Annotated in this window: 17 protein-coding genes and 2 pseudogenes; 2 read left to right on the forward strand and 17 right to left on the reverse strand. The window is 41.1% G+C overall.

Annotation, left to right across the window (positions count from 1 at the left end; all coding sequences use genetic code 11):
- Window positions 1-172 precede the first annotated feature (172 nt).
- From FYJ75_RS14565 to FYJ75_RS13460, 3 genes and pseudogenes are all read right to left on the reverse strand, one after another.
- Window positions 173-811, reverse strand: a complete 639-nt coding sequence (locus FYJ75_RS14565) for a PBECR4 domain-containing protein (protein WP_235907115.1) — start codon at window positions 809-811, stop codon at window positions 173-175.
- 801 nt (window positions 812-1612) lie between these two features.
- A pseudogene (locus FYJ75_RS14385) lies at window positions 1613-1840 on the reverse strand (tyrosine-type recombinase/integrase); the annotation flags it as partial.
- Between the two features lie 116 nt (window positions 1841-1956).
- The gene (locus FYJ75_RS13460; protein ID WP_154430938.1) at window positions 1957-2277 is read right to left on the reverse strand and encodes a nucleotide pyrophosphohydrolase; all 321 of its coding nucleotides are present in this window, start codon (window positions 2275-2277) and stop codon (window positions 1957-1959) included.
- 122 nt (window positions 2278-2399) lie between these two features.
- On the opposite strand from FYJ75_RS13460, the gene FYJ75_RS13465 reads away from it, so the two are divergent.
- Window positions 2400-4181, forward strand: coding sequence for a beta-L-arabinofuranosidase domain-containing protein (locus tag FYJ75_RS13465; RefSeq protein WP_154430939.1), 1782 nt, complete (start codon window positions 2400-2402; stop codon window positions 4179-4181).
- Here FYJ75_RS13465 and FYJ75_RS13470 read toward each other — a convergent pair.
- The 8 genes from FYJ75_RS13470 to FYJ75_RS13505 form a co-directional block, all read right to left on the reverse strand.
- The gene (locus tag FYJ75_RS13470; RefSeq protein WP_195839036.1) at window positions 4174-5058 is read right to left on the reverse strand and encodes a helix-turn-helix transcriptional regulator; all 885 of its coding nucleotides are present in this window, start codon (window positions 5056-5058) and stop codon (window positions 4174-4176) included. The genes FYJ75_RS13465 and FYJ75_RS13470 overlap by 8 nt on opposite strands.
- Window positions 5033-6730 (reverse strand): acyl-CoA dehydratase activase, encoded by a 1698-nt coding sequence (locus FYJ75_RS13475; RefSeq protein WP_154430941.1) that lies wholly within the window; start codon window positions 6728-6730, stop codon window positions 5033-5035. Before FYJ75_RS13475 ends, FYJ75_RS13470 begins: the two co-directional genes overlap by 26 nt.
- A complete protein-coding gene (locus tag FYJ75_RS13480; RefSeq protein ID WP_235907116.1) occupies window positions 6727-8013 on the reverse strand; it encodes a 2-hydroxyacyl-CoA dehydratase subunit D in 1287 nt (428 codons plus the stop codon). The genes FYJ75_RS13475 and FYJ75_RS13480 overlap by 4 nt, the downstream gene beginning before the upstream one ends.
- Before the next feature lie 129 nt (window positions 8014-8142).
- Window positions 8143-9342, reverse strand: a complete 1200-nt coding sequence (gene larC / locus FYJ75_RS13485; protein WP_154430942.1) for a nickel pincer cofactor biosynthesis protein LarC — start codon at window positions 9340-9342, stop codon at window positions 8143-8145.
- A 16-nt stretch (window positions 9343-9358) separates the two neighbouring features.
- Complete coding sequence (locus FYJ75_RS13490; protein ID WP_154430943.1) at window positions 9359-9625, reverse strand: 4Fe-4S dicluster domain-containing protein; 267 nt, start codon at window positions 9623-9625, stop codon at window positions 9359-9361.
- A gap of 133 nt (window positions 9626-9758) precedes the next feature.
- The gene (locus tag FYJ75_RS13495) at window positions 9759-12788 is read right to left on the reverse strand and encodes an ATP-binding domain-containing protein (protein ID WP_154430944.1); all 3030 of its coding nucleotides are present in this window, start codon (window positions 12786-12788) and stop codon (window positions 9759-9761) included.
- Window positions 12789-12810: 22 nt separating this feature from the next.
- Entirely contained in the window at window positions 12811-13461 is a 651-nt protein-coding gene (locus FYJ75_RS13500) for an HAD family hydrolase (protein ID WP_195839037.1), read from the reverse strand.
- Window positions 13462-14175: 714 nt separating this feature from the next.
- Window positions 14176-15042, reverse strand: coding sequence for a LysR family transcriptional regulator (locus FYJ75_RS13505; protein ID WP_154430945.1), 867 nt, complete (start codon window positions 15040-15042; stop codon window positions 14176-14178).
- Between the two features lie 117 nt (window positions 15043-15159).
- Between FYJ75_RS13505 and FYJ75_RS13510 the strand changes: the two genes are divergently transcribed.
- Complete coding sequence (locus FYJ75_RS13510; protein WP_154430946.1) at window positions 15160-16542, forward strand: MATE family efflux transporter; 1383 nt, start codon at window positions 15160-15162, stop codon at window positions 16540-16542.
- A gap of 53 nt (window positions 16543-16595) precedes the next feature.
- On the opposite strand, the gene FYJ75_RS13515 is transcribed toward FYJ75_RS13510, so the two are convergent.
- From FYJ75_RS13515 to FYJ75_RS13540, 6 genes and pseudogenes are all read right to left on the reverse strand, one after another.
- The gene (locus FYJ75_RS13515; RefSeq protein WP_154430947.1) at window positions 16596-17417 is read right to left on the reverse strand and encodes an AraC family transcriptional regulator; all 822 of its coding nucleotides are present in this window, start codon (window positions 17415-17417) and stop codon (window positions 16596-16598) included.
- A gap of 20 nt (window positions 17418-17437) precedes the next feature.
- The gene (locus FYJ75_RS13520; protein WP_154430948.1) at window positions 17438-18088 is read right to left on the reverse strand and encodes a YczE/YyaS/YitT family protein; all 651 of its coding nucleotides are present in this window, start codon (window positions 18086-18088) and stop codon (window positions 17438-17440) included.
- A 15-nt stretch (window positions 18089-18103) separates the two neighbouring features.
- A complete protein-coding gene (locus FYJ75_RS13525; RefSeq protein WP_154430949.1) occupies window positions 18104-19051 on the reverse strand; it encodes a beta-galactosidase small subunit in 948 nt (315 codons plus the stop codon).
- Window positions 19035-20936, reverse strand: a complete 1902-nt coding sequence (locus FYJ75_RS13530) for a glycoside hydrolase family 2 TIM barrel-domain containing protein (protein ID WP_154430950.1) — start codon at window positions 20934-20936, stop codon at window positions 19035-19037. Before FYJ75_RS13530 ends, FYJ75_RS13525 begins: the two co-directional genes overlap by 17 nt.
- A gap of 82 nt (window positions 20937-21018) precedes the next feature.
- Window positions 21019-21225 carry a hypothetical protein gene (locus FYJ75_RS13535; protein WP_154430951.1) on the reverse strand — a complete coding sequence of 69 codons (207 nt, stop codon included), beginning with the start codon at window positions 21223-21225 and terminating at the stop codon, window positions 21019-21021.
- A gap of 1 nt (window position 21226) precedes the next feature.
- A pseudogene (locus FYJ75_RS13540) lies at window positions 21227-22588 on the reverse strand (MFS transporter).
- Window positions 22589-22787: the final 199 nt, after the last annotated feature.

A 22787-nucleotide genomic window follows, 5' to 3' on the forward strand; every position in this document is an offset into this window, starting at 1 on the left:
TTGATGACGATTTCGGTGAAGAAGGTTTCTACATCTTCTAAACTGACAATCGTTTATTTGTCATGCTCGCCTTTGTGCGGGCTATTTTCAATTCAACAGAACGCCAAAGGCGATCTTTCCTATAAAGTAAAAAAGCACCAGTTTCCTGATGCTTCAAAACTTTCATATGTAATTAATCATGCTCTGTACTATATAATTTCTCGCTTATCAAATGCTTGATATTATCTGGAATCATTTTATTCTTATCTTCTACCAATAATGTATCATACTTTGCAACGCTTGCATCTTTTGAGAAAATGAAATCAACGATTTCCCCATCATTACTCTTTTCTACGGATGTATCCTCCACTCGTAGTGACATAGGAAGAAAAAAGTCATTAATCTTCTTACCATTTACATCTGTATTTTCTGTAAGTCCCAACGTAAATTCCAGATTAGTTACGCTTAGTTTGTAAATAATTGTAACCGTCTGCATCTCCTTAAGGATACACACCATATCATTTGTCAACTCCGGTAATCTCTTTAAGCAGGGCAACTTCTTTCTTGCATTTGCATAAGGATGCCTTGCATCAAAATAGAACTGGCTACTTGTAAGTTTTGCCTTTTTTGCATTTTTATAGAAGTCCTTTGCAGAAAGTTTTGTCTCCACTCCTGTTAAGTGAAGAAAATGATCTATCGGAAAAGAGACTTCAAAAAACTCTTCTCCATATACATATAGAAATGTTTTACCAGCTAGGCTCTGACTATATATACCGGCTGAATCTATAATACCTTGTCTGATTGCATTTTTCTTATCTGCTTTTGTTGCCATCCATACCTCATACGTAAAGAGGAGTGTGATGCTTAACCACACTCCTCTAAGAATTTCTTTTTAAAAAGAGTTTTCTGCTGGTTGTCAGCCTCGGTACCCAGTTAAGATACCCATAACGACGTGGAAATCATTAAGTCCCCCACGTGGACTACAGCTTTATCCAAGCTGCCAGGCTCGATGCCCAGTTAAGACATCTTATGAGATGGAAAATTATCCTGCTCCATCTGCAGCCCAACTTTTAACGATGCTCTTACATCGAGAACATTGCTGTTCCTACTTTTATTATACTCAATTAAGTGAAAAAATCAACCCATACCGGGACTTTCTAATTATTTCCAAATTTCCCTTTTCCAATATCCACAAAATAAACTCCCTGTTTTATGGACCTCCTTCTTAATTTTGATTGGATAAAAAAGTCTCAGCGGGTTGTGCATGAAAGTCAGAGGCATGGTGAACTCTGTTACTACTAATATATAACTTCTGTTACTGCTGTCAAGAGGCTTTTTTTATCGAGGGCAGTCAATTAACAAAATTTTGCCTTTCTAGGAACCCATATAAAATAGGGGTACAACAGGGGTACAAATCTCTTTTCACATCCCACAAAGCCTTGATTTTCAAGCCTTTCAGACAAAAGTACGGATTCTGCCGTGGCAGATGAATTTTTTATCATACTTTTTATCTCCTTCCAAAAACCCTCAAAGCCTTATAAATACTGGCTTTGCGAGGTAGCGCATTTGGCAGACTAACATTTGTTTTTTGATAAAATTGATGCTTTTTCCCATATTTTTATGGGCAAAAGTGTTATTTTTGTGTTACAAAAAGCAAAGTTGATAACAACTGCGTCATGTTAGTCAACATTACACTCTCAAGTTTCATTACATTTCTAGCCTCTTTTAATCTGACAAGTTCCTCCCTGGCATCATCCAGTCCAAGATGCGTATATACATTCATGGTCACCGCTATATCCGAATGTCCCATGATGTACTGAAGCGTCTTTGGATTCATTCCCTGACGTGCCATATTATCACAGCTCTTTTACCCATTCATTTGGCATAAATTTTCCTTATCCTGCACAAGCTACAGCTTAGATCCAATATTCAGTTCTTCGGAATATGGTAATTGCATATGCGCTCTATCTTTCAGATTTATAATTGATCGTACTTTACAGCACTTCCCTTTGCTTTATCCACAGGGTACTTTGCCTCGTTCTGAGACATCTTCATATTAATGATTTCGTCAGCATCTAACCCTAGCTTATCAAGAAGATTCTGACTGTATACCATAACATCAGCTAATTCCTCCTTAATATGCTGCAAATCATATTCTTCATCTGACCACTGAAAACATTCCAACAATTCAGCAGCTTCAATCACAATTGATTTTGCAAGATTAGCTGGTGAATGGAATTGGTCCCAATCACGGTCTTCTGTGAATTTTCTAATTCTATCTATGGTTTGTTGTTTCATTTTATTTCTCCACTTCCATGTACTGCAACAGATATTCTCTTAGTTCATCATCACATACATACAAATATGTTCCCTTAATTAAAGGTGTGAATGACGAGTTTTACCCTTGCAAACCGATCAATATGGAACAGGCACAGCTTCTTCCGGGACTTTTCAAGGAGCGTGCCGATCTTAACAGAGAATATCTTATGGAACTGAAAACAGAGAATCTTCTGCAGAATTTCTATCTGGAAGCTGGAATCCGCACAGAGCGCAATATCTCGGAAATGCATCTCGGCTGGGAATCTCCTGTCTGCCAGCTGAGAGGCCACTTTCTCGGGCACTGGCTGTCTGCTGCTTCTTTTCTGATCGCGCAGAATAATGACCGGGAATTAAAAGCAAAACTCGATCTTATCATTGATGAACTTGCACGCTGCCAGGCACTCAATGGGGGAAAATGGATCGGCTCCATCCCGGAAAAATACTTTGATAAACTGGAGCGGAACGAATATATCTGGTCTCCGCAATATACTTTACATAAGACTTTGCTCGGACTTTATCACAGTTCTTTATATACAGACAGCAAAACAGCTCTTGATATCCTTTACAATGCTGCAGACTGGTATCTGGACTGGACTGCTGACATGCAGGATAAGAATCCACATGCCGTTTACAGCGGAGAAGAAGGGGGTATGCTCGAAGTATGGGCAGGCTTATATCAGCTGACGAATGACAATCGTTTCCTTACACTTGCCGAACGCTACTCCCACCCTTCGATCTTCAAAAAGCTTTCTGACGGTAATGATCCTTTATCGAACAGTCACGCCAATGCAAGTATTCCATGGGCACAGGGGGCTGCCAAAATGTTTGAGATAACCCAGGATGCGAAATGGCTCGAGCTCGTGAAAGCATTCTGGAAATGTGCTGTTTCTGACAGGGAAGCTTTCTGTACCGGTGGTCAGAATTCCGGTGAATTCTGGATACCGCCACACAAACTTGGCCGTTTTATTGGAGAACGTACACAGGAATTCTGTACCGTTTACAATATGGTACGGCTCGCAGATTATCTGTTCCGTTTTACCGGAGAAACGGTCTACCTGGATTATATTGAGAAGAATTTTTACAATGGTTTTCTCGCACAACAGAATAAGAAAACCGGAATGCCTGCATATTTTCTGCCTATGAAGTCTGGCAGCATCAAAAAATGGGGAAGCAAAACCCATGATTTCTGGTGCTGTCACGGCACAACAGTACAGGCACATACCATCTATCCACGTCTTTGCTGGTATGAAGATGAACAGAAAAAACGCCTTGTTGTGGCTCAGTACATAAACTCTGTATATACACGCAGTGAAAACGTAACGGTCACACAGAGCGTCGATATGAAATACTATAATGATGGGGCTTCTTTTGATGAGCATGATAATAGCAGAATGTCAAGATGGTTTATAAAACTGAATGTCAAAGCCAGTCAGCCGGAGCGATTTACCCTGTCCCTTCGTATTCCGGACTGGGTACATGGAAATCCTGTGATTTCCGTTAATGGTGAAGAAATATCCGATGTTTCCTCGGTTAATGGATTTTTTGATCTGGATCGTACGTGGGAAGATGATACAATCAATGTCTTTTTCCCGGCAACACTTACGACTGCTTCTTTGCCTGACCTGCCAAAACTCACAGCATTTATGGAAGGTCCTGTCGTTCTTGCCGGTTTATGCGAAAAAGACTGCGGAATCTATATGGATGATAACGGAGACCCACAGAGTGCGCTTGTCAGCACAACTGAACACACCTATGAGACCTTCCCATGGCAGCAAAGTACCTATCGTACAATCAATCAGCCGGAAAACTTTGATCTGGTCCCGCTCTATGAGATCACCGATCAGCCCTACACCGTATATTTTACAAGGAAATATTTTAATTAATGTTTTTTCTCCCAAAAGATTTGCGATATTGCGCAGGAGTGACCCCCTCAAGCTGTTTAAAAACCCTCATAAAATATTTTTCATCCGAGAAGCCGCAGGAAAATGCGGCTTCTTTTATGGTAACACCATAATTGGACAGCAGCGTTTTCGCTGTTCTTATACGGATCTGATTCGTGTAACGCACAATAGAAATTCCCATGCTGCGTTTAAATAAAGAGGAAAGATAATCTGCCTGATAACCCAGATCAGAAGCAAGTTCCATCACATCAAACGGCTGGTAATAATGGTTTTTGATCCATTCTGCTGCGGAGACTACCACAGATGGCACCTTTTTGGTACTGTTTTTCAGGCGGAAATACTCCTGCGAAAGTTCCATCAACAGAAGACTCATTGCATAATCAGACATATCCTTTGTATACAGCTGATCATCTAACGACAGATCCATAAGCTGATGGAACAGCTGTGCAGTTCTGCCTAAGGCAGAATAATGTGAAGTTTCCGGAAAAAGGTAAGTATATTCCTCTCCCTCGTCTTCTACCGTCTCCAGCTCCTGGTCTGTCTGAAAATGTGCCCATAGATATAAGAGTTTTCCTTCCGATGCCCGGTAACCATAGTGTTCTTCGCCTGCTTTCAGTAAAATATACTGTCCTGGCCCGATTGCATGCTGTACATGATCTGCATCAATGTAAAGCGTGCCCTCTATGACCATGATAAGCACATTTACATCAAAGTTACGACGCTCATGACAAAATCCAGCCGGGCTCATCAGCTGTCCGCAGACAGAAAACTGAAGCGGCCTGGTTGTTTTGCAACCGAAGATTCTTGGCTTATCCTCTTTCCTTTGCAACATTTTATTCACCGCTTTTGCATTTTTCATACGCAAACAATGCAGCTCCAAGTGCTCCGCAAAGCTGTGCCTCATCACAAATGTAAAGTTTTGCACCCAGTTTTTCTTCCAGTGCATTGATGATACCCTTATTCTTGGCAACTCCGCCGGTCATCATATATTCGCCCGAATTACTCTTTCCAAGTCTGGCCGCAAGCGCACCTACTTTCGAAGCGACAGATACATTCAGTCCATGGATAATGTCTGCCACATCTTTATTCTGTGCAACCAGTGATACGACTTCCGACTCTGCAAAAACGGTACACATGCTGGAGATGACAACGTTTTCTTTCCACTCCAGACCTTTGGTACTCATCTCTTCCAGCGAGATTCCAAGTGTTCTGGCCATCATCTCAAGGAATCTTCCAGTTCCTGCCGCACATTTATCATTCATCAGGAAGTTCTTTACTGCACCATTCTCATCAATACTGATGGCTTTAATATCCTGTCCTCCGATATCAATTACGGTACGGACTCCTGGATTCAGATAATGTGCGCCTTTGGCATGACAGGTAATCTCTGTGATACTGTCATCCCCACTGTCGATATAGGCACGTCCATATCCGGTCGTAACGATACGTACAATCTCTTCTTTCTGAATTCCGGCTTTCTCAATTGCGCGCTCAAGACTCTTTTCCGCACTCATCATTGCTCCACCGCCAGTTGGAATGATCATGGTTGACTTGATCTTTCCCTCCTGATCGAGAATCACAACATCGGTACTTGTTGAACCACTGTCGATTCCAGCAACATAATAAACTCCTGATTCCATTCTTTTCCTTGCCTCCTCACTGATTTCCTTTCCGGAATCCATATCTTCCAATCCTTCAATTGTTTCTGAAAAAGCCTGAATTCTGGTCAGCAGCTGACCGGCACTCTGACTTGTAAAATCGGTTTCTATCTTAAGGAGAGGAACTTTGATAAATTTCTTAATGCTTGCATATTCAAATCCGTAATAATCACAGAATTTAATGGTATGATAAATGATTCCTTTTAGATTTGGATCAAGATAAAGCTGGTTTCTTCTGGTACTGGTATTCATACGAAAACATGGCATTTGACCGAGAAGCACATCTGCATACATCAGAAACATTTCTTCTTCGTCCATTGCCTGCAGTTCTTCCGGGATTACTGACAATTTTCGTCCACCCGTACAGGTGAGATTTTCCACATCCATATGAATATTTTCCCGGATCATTTCCTCTAATACACCGCTGACGCGCACACCTAATACTCCAATATATGGATGTTTTTCTGTGGCAGGCTGTACAAAGGATTTAAGAAATACGTTTTTATCAAATGTTTTTCCGGAATACTCCTCATAGGCTTCTTTCAACCGACGGATTGCGCCGGCGAATTTCACTTTTTCACATTCATTATCGTTATGTGGAAGGTCTAACATATACAGAAATTTGCATTTTCCGGTGCTTTTTACGACATCGTAGACACGACGCATGGAATCACAGCAGTTAACCAGTACTAACTGCTCTACTTTGCCCTCTAAAACTGCCTGAATTACGGATTTTCCAAATCCACACAGATTCGCATGCGCGATCTGGTCTGACATTTCAAAGTTTTCCGGCATTTCTTCCAGAACTGCGCATTCTTCTCCAAATCCCTTTAATAACTCTACCGGCGTATATTTACAGACATAGTGTATCATGAAGCTTTCTCCTCCTTGCCTTCCTCAAGCATTTCCATAAAGGCCTGAAGTCTTGTCGAAACCTGGCCATCACTGGTATTGGCAGGATTACATCCATCACCGTCTAAAATCATCGTTGGAAGGCCAGAAGCCTCCAATGAACTTTTGATCAGGCTTGAAGCACCGATTGTTCCTTTACAGCCCCAGTGAGCAAACAGAATTCCACCATCTGCCTCTGTTTCCCTGGCAAGTTTTTGTGCCATCTCAATTCTCTGATCCAGGTTACCATTATAGATACAGTTGACCATCTTCTCTGCCATGGCTTCATATGGATCTGCAGAATGCATCTCCCGGAATCCGTCTGCCACGAAATCACAGGCACTGATATGTACCTTGTTGCTGTAATTGAATACATCTTTCACCGGTTCCTGTAAAAATGGCATGATGTGCATCCAGAGTACGTGAAGTCCTTCTTCTTTTGGTGCATTTTTGACATCCTCGAGCAGCATCTGAGTGTATTTTACGGCTTCCTCCGATCCGGCCAATAAATGACACATAAAAATTGCATAAAGCTCATTCGTCATGGTTGTGACCGGGTCATGATCTTTTCGCAGTTTCAGCTGTTTCTGATAATATGCTGCCGCTTTTCTACTGTTTGAGATTGTCTGCTCCACCTGCTCTTCTGAAATCTTCTTCCCTGTTACATCCTCAAGAAAACATTTCATTTCCCGCAGCTGGTCTGCAACATAGTGAATGGAATCCTGATTTTTCTCATAAGGTACATCAATATAAAAACTTGGACGATCACATGTCTGCTTCAGATATGGAAAAGTCATCATATTTCCGTCACAGGCAAGATTGGTATAAACGATACATTTCGGTTTCGGTAAAAGTCCTGTCAATGCAGCACCTAACGATACCCTGTGATACGAGCACATGGTTTCTGGAAATCCTTCCTCCACGGTCTTTCTGAGAAAAGCCTGCTCACATTTTGTTCCAGCCAGGAAACATGACAGCGCTTCTACCGAATACGGAGTCAGCCCTGCTGCCGTAAGAAGTTCTCCCGGAACAAAAATGCTGACCATTGCTGCATTCTCAGGCTTTGCAAGTGCCTGGATAATACTCTTCATAACAACCTGTGCCACATATTGTCCGGAAGCCGGAAGCTTTTTATCCGGGAAAAGCTGCAGCTTTTTCTCCTGCAGACGATATCCTGTAAGAAGGATCTTGCGCGCTGTTTCCGGATTTTTCAGGGATTCATTGCCCACGATATTTCCAAATTTATCGATAATATTCATTGCCATTCCTTTCATCCTATCTGTGTTTTATTTTAAGTATGGTCTGTTCAATGAATTTTTTTCTCGAATAGACTGTTATTTATTATAGCCATTTGAGAAAAAATGTAAATATTCACCTGCAGATGGCTTATCCGTTCACCTTAGCTTTTCTATGTCCGATTTGATATTTTCCAGTGAATTTCCTGTCTTTCTTGCAATCGCGGCAATATCTTCATATTCCGGTTTGGACTTTTCAACACCATAACCGGAAGCATACTTATAATGCACGTCTCCATATGGTGTCTGAACTGTTTCAATTTTTCTCTTAAGACCATATCGTTTACAGTCATATTCCCGGATTCCGAGTGTTGTCGTATGTTTAAAAATAAGTGTAAGGAATTTCGCCCGGTCAGCTTCTTTGCACATGCAGGTAAGAAGAATTCCCGGCCGGTTTTTCTTCATCTGGATGTTTGTCGTGTACACATCCAGCGCACCTTCCTTCATCAGAAGCTCTGTTATAAATCCAATGTTTTCCGGGATCATGTCATCGAGATTGCAGCACAACTCTATGATCCGGGTCTCCTGTTCTTCTTCGGCAAGCATTGCACGGACACAGTTTGCTGCTTCAAACTCCTTTTTTCCCATGCCATATCCGGTTTTTACAACTCGAAGTACCGGCATCTCACCAAATTCTGAAACAAAGTATTTCAAAAGTGCTGCTCCGGTCGGTGTACAGAATTCTCCTTCGAGATTACCGCTATACACCGGAATTCCTTCGGTAAGAACTGATACCGCAGGCGCAGGAACAGGAAGGATTCCATGTGCACAGTGTACCTGCCCATATCCGACCCGGACAGGTGATGCGATGATTCTCTCAACCTTCAGCCGCTCGATCAGATAACAGACAGCCACAACATCCGCCACTGCATCCATACTTCCAACTTCGTGAAAATGGATCTCTTCCACCGTTTGTCCGTGAACTTTACTCTCCGCTTCGGCTATCAGCTGATATACTGAAAGTGCATTCTGTTTCACCGACTCTGATACCGAAAGCGCATTCACGATATCCTTGATTTCTTTCATGGAAGTATGATGGTGATCATGCGCATTATGAGATTCCTGTGATCCAATCTGCTTTTCATGTACACCTTCCTCATGTCCTTCTATCAACACCCGTATCTGTAATCCCTGTATCCCACATTTCACAACTGGTTCCAATCTGTATCTTACCTTTGGAATTCCAAGACGGTTCAGTTCCTTGACCGCTTCCGAAGGATCTTCAAATAATCCGGCAAGTGCTGCTGTAAGCATATCTCCTGCTACTCCCATATTACATTCCAGATACAACGTTCTCATATTCTTCTCAAATCCTTTATGCTAATTTTTCAAATTCGCCTGCAACTTCCTCTAAAAGATTACGGATCTGCAGATGCTGTGGGCATACCTTTTCACATTTTCCACATTTGATGCAGGCGCTCGCTTTTCCATTGTTTACGGTATGAACCATATTGTAGTAATAATCTGCATTCCAGTCATGAAATACCTTCTTGGCATTCATGCAGGCAAACAGATCCGGAATCGAAATGTGTTTCGGGCAGCCTTCCACCCAGTAACGGCAGACGCATACAGCCAAATCCAAAATTTTTCTTTACATTCTCAAAATACATTCTGTCATTCTCCCTTCAAAATAATAGTCCTCTTTCTCTACCTCTCTATCATACAACTTATAGTATACTTCAAGTCAAATTCTTTTTACATGAGCTTAATAATTATTAATTGGTCGTCAGACTCTGGTAAAGTTCAATCGTTTTTCCAACACTCTGACCATAGATAAAATAATAATCAATCTGTTCATCGCCTTTTGTATACAGATACTGTCCATATGTCCGGATATTACAAAACAGAACCGTCTGAGAGGAAGCTGAAGCAATTCCATACCCTTTTCCGGAAACAATAAGCGGCATTCTAAGCGACTTTTGTCCAAATGAGATGTACCTCGCCTTCAACGTCAGATCCATAAGGTCTGTTGCCAGTATTCCCTTGGATTTGATACGTTCCGATTTCTCCCAATCAAAAAATGTCCAGGTCTGTCCATCGTTGATCAGTCTCGGCTCCTGTGCATTTTCAGCCAGGAGCATTTTTCCTTCTTTATTTCCAAACTGCAATGCTCCACTCTTCTTGTCAATACGGATAACGACCTGATCTGTTGCAACTTCCACAATGGTTCTGGATTCTTTTGCTCCCCAGCTTACTGCTTCTTCTGCCTCTGCTTTCCAGAAAGTATCTGCAATTGTTCCACTTACTCCTTTTACGAAACTGATCCGGATTATCTCCTTTGTGATCGGCGTAATCCTAAGGATTCCGTATGCGCTTGCAAGATCGATATGCTTCTTTGTCTTTTTGGCCCATTTGATTGCGCAGTTTCCTCTTGAATGTCCTTTTATCCGAAGATCCTGATTCTCCGGCACTGCTCCATATGCATACGGAGACGGGTTTACCGGACGAGATTGCTTCATGACAGGTGCTTTTTCTTCTGCTGCCGGCTTTACAACGATCCGTTTTGGTCCGATGTAACTGCGCTCATTCCGGTCAAGATCACCTTCTGTCCTTCTTTTCTGCTCAACTTCTTTTTGCGTAAGCTCCTGTTTTTCATATTCTTTTGCCTTGGTCAGCGTTTCCGCCGTAAGCTCTTTTACATGTTTTCCTTCCGGAACCGGATCTGCGATGATCCCTGTCAGTCTGCCGCGATGTAATACTGCCAGTTCATGCAGTGCGCGGGTGGCCGCCACATACAAAAGTTTCACGTGGCCGTTGTCATTTGGATATTTCCTTTTCGAAGGATCAAACAGTAAAACTGCATCAAACTCCAGACCTTTGGTATAAGACACTGGAAGTACCATGACTCCATCTCCAAACGTAGCCTTCTGCAGATCGCAATCTGCGATTTCAATCTGTTTTTTCAGTTCACTCTGGACTTTTTCGGCTTCTTCTTCATCCCTGCAGATGACTGCAATGGTCTCATAGCCTTCTTTCTGCCAGTTTTCAATTGTTGTCGCCACCTCTGCAAACAGACTTTTTACCGTCTGATATGCTTCTACCCGCACTTTATTTCCATGACGGATGATTGGTTCCACTGGATAAATAGAAAAATCACCATGTTTTAAGATTTCATTGGCAAACTCTGAGATTTCCACTGTATTCCGGTAACTTTTGCGAAGAAGTCCAAATGAATCATAGGTTCCCGTCAGAATCAGCTTTCTAAGCTGTTCCCAGTCATTCAATCCATATTGAAAATGGATATTCTGCGATGTATCTCCCATGATCGTATACGTACAGCCTCTCAGACAATAATGCAGACAGTCATATGCCATCATTCCAAAATCCTGCGCCTCGTCGATTACCACATGGCTTGCTTCTCTTACCGGATCTGTTTCTTTGATCCGTTTATAGATATAAGCCAGCGCCGCCAGATCATACACATCAAACGAATACTCCGGAATATCCACTTCTTTCCCGTTAGCAGCCTGATTTTTCAAAAAATCAGTATAGAACTCATACACATTGCCTTCCCATTTTCCATTTCCAAAATAGGAAGCATATTTACGGTCGAGGATTTTCTTTTCCTTTGCCGGAAATGAGACGTTTTTTCCAAGTACTTCATTCTCATACTTTGCATAAATGATTTCATTCAGCATCAGGATCTTACTTTCCATGGACATCTGCGGATGATCCTTCAGATAGGTGCTGATCAGATTTTCCCCTGCCAAAAGATTACCGGTCTTTTCCATATAAATCTCATCCATCGGAATGGATGCTTTCTCATATTCCATGCAATAATTTTCCAGATCCGAAAACCACTCTGCAGATCCTTTGATACAATTTTTGTCATCCGATTTATCCAGGCTGTGATATTCATACTTTGTCTCATCCCAGTCCTCATATAACAATCTTGTGAATAACTGTTCCATCGTCATCTGACGGATTCCATATACATCAAGCTCGGGGAGCACACTCGTAATATAGTTCAAAAGGATCCGGTTACTTCCGATAATATAGAAATCTTCCGGTCTGAAATCGTCTTTATAGTTATAAAGAATATAGGATATGCGGTGCATGGCTACCGTCGTCTTTCCCGATCCGGCAACGCCCTGTACAATAATATTTGTCTTCGGAGAACGACGGATGATCAGGTTCTGTTCTTTCTGGATTGTTGCAATGATCTCTCCAAGTACCGCCTTTTTATTTCTTGCCAGATATCTGGTCAGAAGTTCATCATTTGCAACAACATCGGAGTCAAAATAATCTTTCAGTTTGTCATTTTCAATCTCATAAGTCCGCTTTCTTTTCAGATCGATCTCAAATGTACCTTCTGAGCTTACGGTATACCTGCAGGGTCCCATATTACTCTCATAGTAGACGGATGCAATCGGTGCCCTCCAGTCCAGTACAACCGGCTCAGAAGCATTCTTTGCGATTCCGATTCTTCCGATATAATAGCTTTCCATGGATTTCACATTCGGATCTATGAAATCGATTCTTCCAAAATACGGTTTTTTCCTTGCTTTTTCGAGACGGACAAGACTGTGCTCATTTTCCATTAACCTTGCAGTTGCATTATTCCATAAAGAAAGTCCCTCTTTATCCTTTGTATCATATACTTCAAGAAGGTCTGCAAGTTCTTCATTGGTTTTACGGATATCTGCTTTTGCACGATCCAGATTCTGCTGTGCGATCCCAATGATCTGCGCAAGCTGACTTTCTTCCTCTTCTCTTGTAATCCCAGGTACATCCTGACTGCTCATTCTGCGCTCCTCCTATGTCTTGCTATACTTCCAGTAACTTTTCAATCTCATCCAGAGAATCCACACATGCAAAAAGCTTCTTTTCCAGTTCGTGATCCGGTCTTGTCTGATCCGGAACCATAACGACCTGACAGCCAGCTCTGTATGCACTTTCCACACCATTTGGCGAATCCTCCACAGCCATACACTCTTTGGGCTGCAGTCCGAGTCTTTCACAGGCAAATTCATAGATGTCCGATGCCGGTTTGCCATGAGTAACCATCGTTGCACAAATGATTTGGTCGAAATATTCATACAATCCAATTTCTTTCAGATAACGTTCTGCACGCCTGGTATCCGTTGCTGTCGCGATTGCACGCTGTATGTTCTTTTCTTTTAAAAATGTCAGCAGTTCAATTGCTCCTTTTTTGATCTCGATCCCGTTTTTTTTCAGATATTCTTCCATGATCTCTTTACGGTATGCACGAATCGCCGGATAGTCCAAATCCGGGTCGTGAAACATCTCTTTTAAATGTGCAGGAGCATATGGCTGCCCTAAGGAACGCATGGTAAGCGCCTGTTCATCCGTCATCTCATATCCGAAATGTGCCATTGCCTTCGGCCAGCAGATCCGATAATACTTTTCTGTGTCAATTAAAGTTCCATCCATATCAAAAATTACTGCTTTTATCATTTTGTCCCCCTGTATATCCAAATAAAAAGTATAACGTACAGTATACTATATTCCGGGCAAAAACGAAACAAAAAGAACGGTCATCATATTCTCATAAATACAATGACCGTTCTAATGATTTTCTTCAATATTCAATTAAATATATTCCTTTCTCTTCATCATACAATATTGTCTGATCAGCTTACAGACTATAACATCTGCCTGGAAATTAACATATATCTTCTCTTATGCATCTCTTAAAGATAACCCCTCGTTCTGATAAAATATATTCCCTCTGACATATTCTATTCTTTAAGAAATACTGTGGTATTTGTTCTCCGCTGATCCTTTCATATAAATGCATCCGTTATATGTAACCTTTTATTCATAATTGTACTTTGACAATAAATAAGATTATTCTTATGGATCAAAAAGGCTTCCTGCTGACTTCGTTATGCATTACCACGCTTATATGAAAGGTTTGAATGATCCGCTATAATACCCATTGGACTGTACCTCCACTTCCCATTCAATTCCTGCTTACTCCAAGCTTATTCTACGGAATCTCTGGAAATGCTTTCTCGTCACATCTCCCATTCGTCTAAAAAGTCTTGTGTAATTAGGTCTTGTTTGTTGTTAACTGTATATTATCACGTAGTTTTTATTTTGTCAATCATTTTGTTTGTGTTTTTATTTTTTACTGTAAATTGTACCTATTGTCAGAATTTTATGTATTTATTTATACCAGCGGGACTCCATTGCATATTTCATAAATTCCTGTAATTCCACAGGCAGTCTCTCTTTTCTCCATGCCAGCAGAATTTCAGTTGTGAGATCTGCATCTGTAATCGAATACATATCCACTTTATCTGTGAGCTCCATCATGGAAGCTGGAAGTATCGCTACTCCCATTCCCTGCTCTGCCAGTGTCAGCGCTGTTCTTGCATCTTCACACTCATAATAGATATCGCTTAAGAGTCCGGCTTTTTCAAATGCGGACAGCATATACTGCCGGTATCTATGGGAAAGAATCAGTCTTTTTTCAGCAAGCGCCCCAAGCGATATTTCTTTCACTTCCTCATTGCCTGAGATCTGCTGGCTGGAAGCCATTGCCACTAATTGCTCCCGCCGCAGGGTCTTCGTCTCACATCCATTTAAGACAATTGGCGTCCGAAGCGTTGTTACATCAACCATTCTCTTTTCCAGCCGATCCTTTAATTCGAAGGTGGAGCCTTCATGAATATCGAAATGAATGTCCGGATGCACTCTGGAAAACTGTTTTAAATACTCCGACATCATAGACACCGTAGACGGTGTCATGCCAATATGAATCGTCGCAGCCTGACTCGCCTTAACAACTTCACGCTTTGCAATATCTGTCATCTTAAGCAGACTTCCGGCTCTTGCGTACAGGACCTTTCCGGCTTCCGTCAGTGTAATCTTCTTCGTTCCACGAAAAAAAAGCTGCACCTGCAATTCTTCTTCGAGCATTTTTATCTGATAGCTCAGAGGCGGCTGTGTCATATGAAGTGCTTTCGCAGCTCCACTGATTGTTCCTGCATCTACAATTGCCCGGAAATACTGTAACTGTTTCATCTCCATTCTGTCACCTCTTATATGTTTTTTGTATAATTCATTAATAAAAACAATATTTTTCATATATGTTATTCTATGCTATACTATATGTCAAGTAGAAAGAAAAGGAAATAATACAAGATTATGAAACGCATTGATTTTGAAAACGAAACTATCACAAATAATATCTTAGGCGCGGCAATTCCTATGCTTGCAGCCCAGATCTTCAGCCTGCTCTACAATATCGTTGACCGCATCTATATCGCCCGTATTCCAGACATTGGAACTACGGCACTTGGAGCTGTCGGCCTTTGCTTCCCGATCATCGTGATCATCACCGCCTTCAGCAATCTTTTTGGAAGCGGTGGCGCCCCATTATTTTCGATCAGTCAGGGAATGAAGGATTCCAGAAAGTCCCAGATGATCATGCATACCGCATTTTCCATGTTATGTATATCCGCTCTGGTTCTTATGAGTCTCGGAATGCTGTTTGCAAGACCACTTCTGATCCTGTTTGGTGCATCTTCTTCTGCACTTTCCTATGCATATCCATACCTTGTAATCTATCTGATCGGCACACTCCCATCCATGATCGCAACCGGTATGAATCCGTTCATCAATGCCCAGGGATACGCTACCATCGGTATGCTGACTGTTGCGATTGGTGCAATTGCCAATCTGCTTCTTGATCCGCTTTTCATCTTTGTGTTTGGTCTTGGGATCTGCGGCGCTGCAATTGCTACGGTTCTTTCCCAGCTTTTATCGGCCGTTTTTGTCCTTTATTTTCTACGCCGTAAAGCAGAAATAAAAGTCCGCCTTCTCCGCCTTTTTGAGCTTCCTTCCTGCAAAAGACATGCCGGCAATATCATAAGTCTTGGAACTGCCGGTTTCATTATGCAGCTCACCAACAGCCTTGTATCCATCTGTTGCAATCATGTATTATCGGTAACCGGTGGCGATATTTATATCTCTGTCATGACCATCATCTCAAGTGTCCGGCAGCTTGTCGAAACACCGATTTATGCAATGAATGAAGGCGCATCTCCGGTTCTCAGCTATAACTATGGGGCCAGACGGCCGAAACGTGTGAAAAAAGCCGGAATCGCTATGGGACTCATGATCCTCTTCTATACCTGTCTGATGTGGAGCGTGATCATCCTTGCTCCCCATGCCTTGATTTGTATTTTCAGTTCAGATCCGGCACTGACTACGGCTGCCGTACCAGCCTTAAAACTTTATTTTGCAGCATTCATTTTTATGGATCTGCAATACATGGGACAGACGGTATTTAAATCCCTGAATAAGAAAAAACAGGCGATTTTCTTCTCCCTTCTGCGCAAAGTATTTATTGTGGTTCCGCTCACTTATCTGCTTCCTTATACGTTTCATATGGGAACAGACGGTGTATTCCTGGCAGAACCAGTGTCCAACGTCATTGGTGGAACTATGTGCTTTATCACCATGCTGCTTACGGTTCTTCCTGAATTAAAACGTATGGAACACAATGAGAGCAGTCCATCTGTTTAGATGGCTGCTCTCATTGTATATGCCCTGTTCACTTTTCCCTGCATCCAATCAGACTAGCAGGAATTGCAAGATATCTTGTCTTTTCTATTATGTTCCATCCTTTTTCTGTACTCTCTTGGTGTAATCTTGTATCTTTCCTTAAAAACTCGGTTGAAAGTTCTTTGACTTTCAAACCCACAATCAAGACATATATTTGTAATGGAATCCATTGTGTTTTCCAGTGCCGCAACTGCATAATTTAACCGGACTCCATTCACATATTTACTAAAATTACAGTGAAAGGTTTTTGCAAACATTCTTGATAACACATATTTGCTTACGCACAAATCGTATGCCATTTTTTCAAGACTGATTTTCACTCTAAAATTTTTGGCTACATATTCTACCGCATTATAAATCAGGTCATCACTCCCTACTGTGCTTTTATCAACCATTGGCATTTCTGCGAAAACATGAGCAAGAATCATCTGTACATAAGCCTGTATCAGCATTGGATTCCCCTCTGTTATTCCGGTCAGATATTTTATGGCATTTACCACATCCGGATGCACCTGCTCTTTTTTCACAACCGGATTCTTCGGGCTGTATATCTGCAACTCCCTGTAATAGGAAGGAAACAGTGTTGGTTCAAGGTAAAGGAATATTACCTTGTTTTCTTTTTTCCCAAACACCTGATAATGATGTATTACATTTGGAAACACAACTGCAAAATCCCCTTCATCCATATGGAACAATTCCTGTCCCACTCCAAGTTCTATTTCTCCATCCGTTACATACACTACTTCTATTGCCTCATGTAGATGCGGCGGCACATGTACTGGCTTCTTCCACTCCGCGGATACTCCTGTATTTCTGTTTTCATATACCAATAGCATTTACAAGCAACTCCTTTTATTTACCCCCTGTTTCTCCCCCTTCTTGTTTTCATTATTCGTCCGACAAAATCCACTGTAGGTCCCAGCAAAATCACCATCAATATCGTTATCACACCAACTTCGCCTCCAGCTATAACACCGATACCGGTTGCTGCCAGATCATATACAATCCGTACAATCCGAAACATATTTTTGCCAGAATGCTTTTCAATTTTGTCACTGATTAAAAAGGATACAGCATCATATGGTGCTGTTCCATGTCCACTTTGCATATATATAGCTGCGGCCAGAATAAACAGTATGAGTGCAGGAATCAAAATAACAATTCTAATCCCCAGATTAAGCTGTGCCTGTATATGGCAGACTTCTTTCCATATCCATGTGAAAAAATCTGCCGAATAACCAACTAAAATCATATTGCCAAATGTTCCTGTACCAATGAGCTTTTTCTCAAAAATGATTACTATAATCAGCAGAACAATATTGGAAAGGAGCTGATAATTTCCAAAACTCATCCCAAGCTTATGCGAAATTCCGTAATTCATTGCTGAACAGGGATCTGCTCCCATATCACACATCACCAAAAGCGAAACACACATTCCCATGACAATAACTGCAATGATCATTACAAAAAAACTCTTTATCCATTCTTTGGTAATCTTAAACTTCATATCCTCACCCCACGTTTAACAGATGGTAAATGAATAATCTATATCATCTTCCGCACTGATACGGTAATCCTCTTCCACATCAGTTCCCCAGCTGTCGATACCTCCAACACCTCTTACTGCGCCATATACGCATAAAACAGTTCTTCTTGCCGGTGGCAGTTCTTCATGGTGAAGAGCGTTTTCAATCTCAGCTGCTGTATAAGGCAGACAAGAAAATGCAAATTTTTCGTCATTCTTTTCAATGCGCAGTGTCTGTGATGAGCTATCTGTCCTGCTGTTATCAAGGGCCGTATGTCTTGTAATCTCAAGCCACTCTGTATCCATTCTCATACCACATTCCTGTGGAACAAGATATTGTGTAAGACTCAGGTCATCAATCTCATAGATTCCTTCTTTTGCCCCCGCTTTTCTGTCAGGATATGTTTCCCCGGAGAGTCCCTTATATAAATATCTGTCTGCCAGTGTTGGCATAATAAATCTCATTCCAAATACAGGAAATTCCGGAAGCCCCTGTACACCATGATAATGTACATCCACGCGAATCTTTCCTGATATATCAACTATATAGCTTACAAGAACAGTTGTCGCTGGAGTGGTTATGGTCTCGTATGTGTATGTTACGACAATTTCATCAGCATAAACATCACCGCCATAGCTGTTATTATCAGGTGCATATGGGGTCTGCTCCTTGCCGTCCATGATCACCTGTATTCCCTTACAGTCAATAAACATATCTGCTGAAAGCCAGCTTCCACTTTTAATATGGAACCTGCTTCCCCTGTCATTATCTGTCAATGCTCTCCAGAAAGTAGGTTTTGGACAACGGTACAGCCACTCATATCCATTTTTAACGATAGATTCCAGTCCACCCTGTGCATAAGAAAAAATATAATCAAATCCCTCCCCATGTACACCAAGTGTATAGTCACCATAGACCACTCTTAATTTATCTGTATAAGCCATAGTAATACCTCACCTCCTGCATTGCCGGTTTCTCTTTCCTGTCAGCAAATACGATTCCATTTGCTGAAAATTCATAATCTGCCGGTTTATCATCAAAATCTCCACCATAGCGTAAAACATCTTTTCCTGTCACCGGATCTTTTACCATAATTGCCTGATCAATAAAATCCCATATAAATCCGCCATGATACCTATCGTATTTGTCAATCAGCTTCATATAAGAGCCAAGTCCTCCCATGGAATTTCCCATATCATGCATGAATTCACATAAAATATACGGTTTCTTCGGATTATTATTCAAGTATTCCTCTACATCCTCCGGTTTTGCATACATTCTGGTCTCCAAGTCAGAAATAGTATCCTCATATGCCCTATTATAATAAGAGCTTTCATAATGAACTAATCTTCCATCCTGCTTTTCAGCAAAATAAACGTTCATTGCCTCAATGTCGTCTCCTGCATAGGATTCATTTCCTAATGACCAGAAAAGGATGGACGTATGGTTTTTAAAAGTTTCAAAATTGTTTTTTGCACGATCAAGCACAGCATCTCTCCACTGTGGAAAAGACCCCGGTACATTACACGATGGCTCGATTGCCCCCAACTTCTGGAATGAACCATGGCTTTCCAGATTTGTTTCTGCCATCACATAAATACCTGCATTGTCGCACATATAGTACCATGGTATCTGATCAGGATAGTGGCAGGTACGAACAGAATTAATATTGTTCCTGAGCATACAGGATATGTCTGCTTTCATATCTTCCACACCAATGCATCTTCCTGTTTTTGCATTCCACTCATGACGGTTTACTCCTGTGATAACAAGTCGTTTTCCATTCAGATAAATTACTTTATCTATAATCTCTATTCTTCTGAAACCGATATCATAAGGAATTACCTCTGCCAGGGAACCATCCTCTGCTTTAAGCTCAACATAAGCATGATATAAATATGGATTATGATTATCCCACAGTTTGACATTTTCCAAATCAACACAAATCGAGCCTTCCATATGGTCGTTTTCTTTAGTTAACTGTAATGACTTCTCTACTAATATATTTTCTTCTCTGTCCTTTAAAATAAAGCGTGCAGTTACATGCTGACTTTCAGGAGCAGATACCTTCATGCAGACAGATACGCTTCCGCTTTCATTATCCTGATTTAACACAGGTTTGAACCATACATCCTCCAGATGAACATCCGGGATTGCCTTCAAAGTAACATTTCTGAAAATACCAAAGAAACGGAAAAAGTCCTGATCCTCCAAAAATGCCGCCGTGCTCATCTTATGTACCTGCACTGCCAGTACATTTCCCTTTTCTCTAATGTATGGTGTCAGATCAAACTCAGAAGGTGTGAAGCTGTCCTCGGCATACCCTATAAACTGACCATTCAGCCACAGATACATCGCCTCTTCCACACCCTCAAAACAGATGTGAATTCTTTTTCCACACATCGTTTCATTTAAGTCAAAACGTTTAATATAAGAACCCACAGGATTATATTCTGCATCTGAAAACATCCCCGCTTCTTTCCCGGTGCTCTCCATGCTGTAGGCTCCTCTGTGGTACTCTTTTCCTTCCCACGGATACATCGTATTGATATAACGGATTTTATCATAGCCTGCCAGTTCAATATGCCCCGGAACCATAATTTTATCAAAACCAGCTGCATCAAAACTTTCCTCATAAAATTTTTCCGGTCTGCTCATTACATTTTTGCTAAAAGCAAACTCCCATTGACCATTTAAGGACTGTAACAGCGGATTTTCGTTTCTTTCTATATCTGCATAGTCCTTATAGTAACAATGGTCGCTGTGTGCATCCAACTGATTTACACGGAATACTTCCGGCTTGTCCAACCATTTCATATCAGCGTTCATAATCTTCCTCACTTTCCATACAGCCCCTAAAATAATATTTCAGAAGCTGTATGTTGTAATTATCCTATTTTTTAATATACACCTACAAAGGAGATGACAGGAGCAACTCTTGAATCCTCAATATGTATTTCAAGTAAATCTGTTTCAATTCCCTGTTGCCAGCTTCATTTCTGAATACGCAGTCATAATTATCTGTTCTAAGGGCATCCCCATTCCTTCCTTCTGTATCCCGTTCCGGCGGTGTAACCGAGACCAAACGCTCATCTTCTGTCATCCCTTTGTATTCCATGTCAACACTTCTCCATCTGTTCTCTAAGTTTGTGGTTCGCTGCTTCCACATTCATTCTTGACATAATAAATGTAATTACTAATGACAACATCATTGGAATCCATAAATACATAATATAAAGCATATTCATACAGGATGCAGGTTGTACGGTCGCTTCCTTAACAAAACCACTTGCATCAAGCAGTCATCCGCAGAGGGCAACTCCGATTCCACCTCCGATTTTGGTTCCAAAAGATGTACATGAATACATGGTTCCATCAATGTGTTTACGCTTTGTAAGGTAAGTATATTCTGAACAGCTTGCCACAACAGCTCCCATATCTCCCTGCCATGGTGCCATTCCAAGTGCTGCGATTGCGGTAAACGCAAGCATCAGTGGAACACTTCCCATATAGCCTGCAAAAATAACACCAACACGACCGGCTGTTCCAAGAATATATCCTGCAAGATTCATTCGATATAATCCCTTCATTTTTTCAACCAACATAGGTGTAATACACATTGCGATAATGACAGGGATATTAATTGCCCAGGAAAAGACCGAATATAAATCTTCATTTTTCAAAACATAAATCATATAGTAAATACCCATATTTAACATAGCAGAATAGATCTGCTGGCAAATATAAGTAGCACAAATCATAAGATAATATTTATTGGAAAATAAAAGCTTTGCAGCTTCAATCAGACCATATTTTTCTTCTGTCTGTTCTCTGCCTGCTTTTAATTCTTCCTCTGGAAGTTCTTTGATTGAGAATACGGAAATTGTGTTTACAATCAGCCCGATTACTGCATATACGATTGCTACGGTTCTCCATGCAGCAGCTCCACCGCCCGCTGTTCTTACAAATTGAACTGTAATGGATTGAATGAGCAAACTTGTTGAAAATGCAAAAATAAAACGGAACGATCCCATTTCTACCCGTTCTTTGCTATTTTTTGTACAAAATGTAACCAGTGATGCATAAGCAATGTTGTTTGCAGTAAAAAATACTGCATTCAACAAAGTATAGGCAATAAAAAACCATGCATACTGTGCTGTTCTTCCAAGACTTTCCGGTATTGCAAAGTTCGCTACAAGAGTTACTGCACAGCCAATATATGCATAAAGCATCCATGGTCTTGCTTTTCCAAGTCTGCTCTTTGTTTTGTCAATCAATGTTCCAAAAAACATATCACTGACACCATCAAACAATTTTGACACCATGATCAATGTTCCGACAACTCCCGGATTTAACCCTACCGTATTTGTCAGATACAACATTACAAATGAGGAAAGAAATGCATACACGACATTTCCTGCCAGATCTCCGGTTCCATACCCCACCTTGTTATACCATTTCAGGTATTTCTTTTCTTCCATGTGAAACTGCTCCTTTCGATTACCCTTATTTTTGTTTCCACAACTTTGTTACAGATAGTATATAAAAACTGACGCTCATTGTCAAGCTAGTTGTCAGTAAAACTTTAACTTTTTGTTGCAATCATTCAGGCTGTCAGATGTTACTTCGCACCTAAGCTAAATGTCAATGACAAGCAGCTTCGCTGATGCAATTCATCCA

Origin of the sequence: Roseburia porci (genome assembly GCF_009695765.1) — a bacterium.
GTDB lineage: Bacteria > Bacillota > Clostridia > Lachnospirales > Lachnospiraceae > Roseburia > Roseburia porci.